This window comes from Halomonas sp., from assembly GCF_014859505.1.
GTDB lineage: Bacteria > Pseudomonadota > Gammaproteobacteria > Pseudomonadales > Halomonadaceae > Halomonas.
This window is the reverse complement of sequence record NZ_JACUUD010000161.1, coordinates 1-5,214: the sequence shown is the minus strand read 5'-3', so window position 1 is coordinate 5,214 and position 5,214 is coordinate 1. Positions and strand designations below refer to the sequence as shown.

Here is a 5,214-nt window from a genome sequence, read left to right as displayed (position 1 = left end):
AGCAGCAGCACGAAGAAGCAAAGCAGCAGCGTCATCATGTCCGCGTAGGTCACCATCCAGGGTGGAATTCGCCCGCCCTCACGAACTCTCTTAGGCATCAGGCCGATCCGCAGAAGACACAGCAGCCGTTTCGCTCGCCTGGACCAGACGGCGGTCTCGCACTTCGTCCGGCAGATAGGCCAAAAGCATCTGTTCGACGATCCGCGGGTTCTTTCCTTCCTGGATGGCCAGGAGTGCATCGGTCCACAGCGACTGCAGCTTCTCCTGCTGATGCATCCGCGTCTCAAGCTTCTCGGCAATCGGCTTGGCAATCAGGTTGGCGATCAGAACTCCATAGAGAGTAGTAAGCAGGGCCACGGCCATGGCTGGCCCGATGGAGGAGGGGTCGTCCATGTTAGCCAGCATCTGCACAAGGCCGATCAGTGTGCCGATCATGCCCATCGCCGGCGCCACCTCGTTGAGCAGGGTAAAGGCTCTCGCGCCTGCCTGGTTGCGGTCGAGAGTCATCAGGCGCTCCTTGTCGAGCACCTCCTTGACCGTTTCCGGCGTGAAACCATCGGCGAGCATCTGCAGGCCCTGCTGCAGGTTAGCGAGAGCTCGCCTCGAAACCCTCCAGGGCCAGTAGCCCGCGCTTGCGGGCCAGCTTGGAGACCTCGATCATCTCCTCGATGGTCGCGGCGGTATCTGGAAGGCTGTGCTTGAACGCCCGACTGGCGGCATGCAGTGCCTGGCGGCACTCGGAGAAGCGCAGCTGCGAGAGCACCACCATCAGGCTTCCCCCCACCACGATCAGCACGCTGACAGGGTTCAGGAAGACCATCGGCGAAGCGCCAAAAGAAATGGCGACCGTCACCATTGCAATGGCACCAAGCATGCCAATTATCGTGGCCAGATCCATGCTGCCTCCGAATGACTACCACCGATGAAGCGTGTTCGGGTGGTATTGAACCAGTATTCAATGGGAATTGTTATCGGCAGGTAGCCGAGTAACTTTAGTAGTGCCTCCATTCGTCCTACCGAAACCCATGACAGCCCATTAGCCAACATGCGCTGCTTCGCCTGACCACTCCTGCTGAGCCAGGCAATGGCATCACCTACCGCTCCTCGCCCCAAGCGCAGCGGCCGCAACTGCGCCATCTCTGCCGCGGGGAAATGAGCCGGCTAGAATCGCCTTCTCGTGCAAGGTGCCATACACGCCCCTCTGACAGAGGCCCAGGGACAGAGGACCCAGCCGTTTATCTCCTTCTGGTGCTTCCCCGCTCCCCTGCCTATGCTTGCCCGTGCGCGTCACGTGGATGTCATCCGACTGTCATCCGCCATCCCTAGCTTACACAACAAGAATCGCACCGACCGGAGCTCACTCATGCCTCAGATTCGTCCCCTGACCGCCCTGGCCGCCGGCCTCGCCTTCGCCACCGCCAGCCTGTTCGGCACCGCCCAGGCCGCCGAGTACTACGACGGCAAGAACATCCGCATGATCATTCCCTTCTCGCCGGGTGGCGGCACCGATACCTTCGGGCGACTGATCAGCCAGTACCTGGGCAGGCACATCCCGGGCGAACCGACCATCGTGGCCGAGAACGTCACCGGCGCAGGCGGCCTGCTCGGCAGCAACGAATTCGCCCAGCGCGTCGACCATGACGGCACCACCCTGATGACCGCCTCCGGCCACCTCAACCTGCGCGCCTTCCTGGGCCTCAAGGGGCTGCGTCTGGACCTCGATGAGCTGGAGCCGGTGGTGGCCTCGCCCATGGGTCACGTCACCGCCATTTCCACTCAAGCCGGCATCAAGGACCCCAGCGAGCTGCTCGAGGCCCGCGGCCGCCTGACCAAGGGCATCACCGACCCGGTGGGCCTGCTGGAGTCGCTGGTGGCGCTGGAGATGTTCGACCTCGAGTACCGCGCGGTGCCCGGCTACGGCGGCCGCGGCGACACCCGCATCGCCTTCGAGCGCGGCGAGCTGATGATCAACACCCAGTCCACCCCGGCCTACCTCAACAGCGTGCAGCCGCTGGTGGACGAGGGCCGCGTCATGCCGCTCTACGCCATCGGCTTCATCGATGCCGACGGCCACCCGGTACGCGACCCGGCGGTGCCCGACATGATCACCGCTCCGGAGCTCTACGAGCAGATCCACGGCGAGATGCCCTCCGGCACCATCTGGGAGGCCTTCAAGGTCACCGTGCCGCTGGTGCAGAACACTCGGGGCACCGTCTGGGCCCATGGCGACATCCCCGAGGAGGCCATGGCCGCCCTGCGCAGCGGCGTCGAGGGCATGGTCAACGACCCCGAGTTCCAGGCGGCCGCGGCCAATATCCTCCAGGGCTACGACATCATGTGGGGCGACGACCTCGGCCAGATCAAGGCCAGCATGGAGGCGGCCTCGCCGGAAGTGCTCGACTTCCTGCGCGACATGCTCAACGAGCGCTTCGGCACCGAGTTCGACTGAGCCCCGAAGCCCACCCCCGCCCAGCCGCCCGAGCCCCTCGGGCGGCTGTTCGCGTTCCTGTAAGCCGGAGAGTCCGCCCGCATGCTCGACGCCCTGATCAACGCCCTGTGGATCCTGCTCGACCCCTTCCGGCTGATGATGCTGTTCGCCGGCGTGGCCATCGGCATCGCCGTAGGCATCCTGCCGGGCCTCGGCGGGCTGATGGGCATGGCCCTGGTGCTGCCCTTCCTGTTCGGCATGGACGCCTACGCCGGCGTGGCGCTGCTGATCGGCATCGCCGCCGCGGTGCCCAGCGCCGACACCTTCCCCTCGGTGCTGATGGGGATTCCCGGCTCGTCGGGTTCCCAGGCCACCATCATGGACGGCTACCCCATGGCCCAGCGCGGCGAAGCGGCCCGCGCCCTGGGGGCCGCCTTCACCGCCTCGCTGATCGGCGGGCTGATCGGCGCCCTGGCCCTCTCCGCGGTGGTGCCCTTCGCCCGCCCCCTGATCCTGGCCTTCGGCTCTCCGGAGCTGTTCATGCTCACCCTGCTCGGGCTCTCGATGATCGGGGTGCTCTCCGGCAACCGCCCGCTCAAGGGCATGCTGGCCGCCGTGGCGGGCCTGGCGCTGGGCACCATCGGCGGCGCGCCGGTGGCCGCCGAGTACCGCTTCGCCGGCGACTTCCTCTACCTCTACGACGGCCTCTCGCTGGTGATCGTGGCGCTGGGCCTGTTCGCCCTGCCGGAGATCATCGACCTGCTGGCCCGGGGCGGCGCCATCGCCGAGCGCTCCCGGGGCCTCGGCCACGGCTGGGTACAGGGGGCGAAGGACACCCTGAACCACAAGTGGCTGGTGATCCGCCACAGCCTCATCGGGGTGGCCATCGGGGCGATTCCCGGCATGGGCTCGTCGATCATCGACTGGGTCAACTACGGCATCGCCGCCCAGACCAGCAAGGACCGCAGCCAGTTCGGCAAGGGCGACGTGCGCGGGGTGATCGCCCCGGAGAGCGCCAACAACGCCAAGGAGGGCGGCGTGCTGATGCCCACCCTGCTGTTCGGCGTGCCCGGTTCCTCGGCCATGGCCATGCTGCTCGCCGCGCTGATGATCTTCGGCGTGCAGCCGGGCCCCCAGATGCTCACCCGCGACCTGGACCTGGTGTTCGTGATCATCTGGTCGCTGGCCCTGGCCAACGTCTTCGGCACCCTGATCTGCCTGCTGCTGTCGAAGCCGATCTCGCGGCTCACCTTCATCCCCTTCCAGTACATCGCCCCGGTGATCATCGTCATCGTGGTGGTGGGCGCCTGGCAGGAGACCCGCCACTGGGCAGACCTCGCCCTCCTGCTCGGCTTCGGGCTGCTCGGCTGGATCATGAAGCGCGCCGGCATGCCGCGCCCGCCGCTGCTGATCGGCTTCATCCTCTCGGGGCTGGCCGAGCGCTACCTGTGGATGTCCTACAACCTCTACGACTGGGAGTGGCTGGCCCGCCCCGGGGTGCTCACCATCGGCGCGCTGGCGGTCTTCCTGGTGGCGGGCAGCGTGATGCTCAAGCGCTCCACCGAGCGCAGCGCCGAGGCCATCCAGCACGCCGACGAGGCCGGTAAGCCGAACCCTCGGGAGGAAACACGATGAAGGCACGCCTGGTCGCCGCCCTGACCCACCACCTGCAGACCTCCTTCGTGCTGGCGATACTCGCCTGCCTGGTCGCCATCCTGTGGATCAGCCAGTCCTTCTCGCTGGGGGCGCGGCTCTTTCCCACCGCCGTGGCGAGCCTCGGCATCCTGCTCGCCCTGCTGGAGCTCGGCCGCCAGGCGATTCGTCGCGGGGCCAAGGAGGAGAGCGACTTCAGCGACCTGGCAGAAGAGGACGACACCCCCGCCTTCTACGCCCGGGGGCTCAGGTTCTTTGCCTGGATGGCGGCCTTCATCGGCCTGTTCTTCCTGGTGGGCGCCCTGCCCGCGGCCGGGCTCTACGTGCTGGGCTTCCTCAGGCTGCAGTATCGCAGCCCCTGGCTGCCCAGCCTCGCGCTCTCCGGGGGCCTGGTGGCGCTATTGTGGGCGCTGGGCGTGGCGCTGCAGCTGCGTTGGCCGACTCCGCTGCTGTTCTGACACCGTCACCTTTCCCTAACGTCCGTTCGGGGATAGCTCAGTCGCTCTCGAGGGAGAAGCCCTCGCTGGTCACCCGGGCCATCACCACCCGATTGCGGCCCTCCTGCTTGGCCCGGTAGCTGGCCCTGTCCGCGCGCTCCATCAGTGCCAGACCATCCTCGTCCGGCTCGTGGAGCGCCACGCCCAGGCTCGCCGAGGTGGTGAAGGTGTGCCCGGCGTAGGCAAAGCGCAGCTCGGCCAGGCGGGTGCGCAAGCGCTCGGCAACCTCACGGACCACCGCCTCACGGGTGGCGCCCAGCAGGATCGCGAACTCGTCGCCACCCAGCCGCGCCACGGCGTCCTCGTCGCGCACGGCCTCGCGCAGCAGATCGCTGACCCGCTGCAGCATCTCGTCGCCCGCCGCGTGACCGGCCGAGTCGTTGACAATCTTGAAGTAGTCGAGGTCGAGCAGGATCAGCGCCAGGTCGGCATCCTCACGGCGCCGGCTGACCTCACAGGCCGCCGCCAGCCGGCGCTCGAAGCCGCGCCGGTTCAGGCAGCCGGTGAGCGGGTCGTGCTCCGCCTCCCAGCGCTGGCGGCGCTCTCGCTCGTGGCGTTCGGTGATGTCCTGTACCAGCCCCACGAAACCCAGCACGCGGCCGCCACCGCTGACCCGGCTGGCGTGCACCTCCAGCC

7 protein-coding genes are annotated in these 5,214 nt (G+C 67.4%); 3 read left to right on the top strand and 4 right to left on the bottom strand.

The window, feature by feature from the left end; genetic code table 11:
* From IBX53_RS14380 to IBX53_RS16275, 3 genes are all read right to left on the bottom strand, one after another.
* The coding region (locus tag IBX53_RS14380) for a flagellar motor protein MotB (protein ID WP_290910545.1) at positions 1–98 on the bottom strand (98 nt) is incomplete at its 3' end.
* Positions 91–567, bottom strand: coding sequence for a MotA/TolQ/ExbB proton channel family protein (locus tag IBX53_RS16280; protein ID WP_367171618.1), 477 nt, complete (start codon positions 565–567; stop codon positions 91–93). The genes IBX53_RS16280 and IBX53_RS14380, both read right to left, overlap by 8 nt.
* Positions 568–586: 19 nt before the next feature.
* Positions 587–898 (bottom strand): hypothetical protein, encoded by a 312-nt coding sequence (locus IBX53_RS16275; RefSeq protein WP_367171617.1) that lies wholly within the window; start codon positions 896–898, stop codon positions 587–589.
* 465 nt (positions 899–1,363) lie between these two features.
* Here IBX53_RS16275 and IBX53_RS14370 point away from each other — a divergent pair, with 465 nt between their 5' ends.
* The 3 genes from IBX53_RS14370 (at position 1,364) to IBX53_RS14360 (ending at position 4,539) form a co-directional block, all read left to right on the top strand.
* Positions 1,364–2,449: a hypothetical protein gene (locus IBX53_RS14370; RefSeq protein WP_290910542.1), complete on the top strand. Its 1,086-nt coding sequence runs from the start codon at positions 1,364–1,366 to the stop codon at positions 2,447–2,449.
* A gap of 81 nt (positions 2,450–2,530) precedes the next feature.
* On the top strand, positions 2,531–4,063 hold the full coding sequence (locus IBX53_RS14365; protein ID WP_290910540.1) for a tripartite tricarboxylate transporter permease: 1,533 nt from the start codon (positions 2,531–2,533) through the stop codon (positions 4,061–4,063).
* Positions 4,060–4,539, top strand: a complete 480-nt coding sequence (locus IBX53_RS14360; RefSeq protein WP_290910537.1) for a tripartite tricarboxylate transporter TctB family protein — start codon at positions 4,060–4,062, stop codon at positions 4,537–4,539. Before IBX53_RS14365 ends, IBX53_RS14360 begins: the two co-directional genes overlap by 4 nt.
* 37 nt (positions 4,540–4,576) lie before the next feature.
* Here IBX53_RS14360 and IBX53_RS14355 read toward each other — a convergent pair.
* Positions 4,577–5,214 (bottom strand): GGDEF domain-containing protein (locus IBX53_RS14355; protein ID WP_290910534.1); only part of this gene is annotated, 638 nt, incomplete at its 5' end.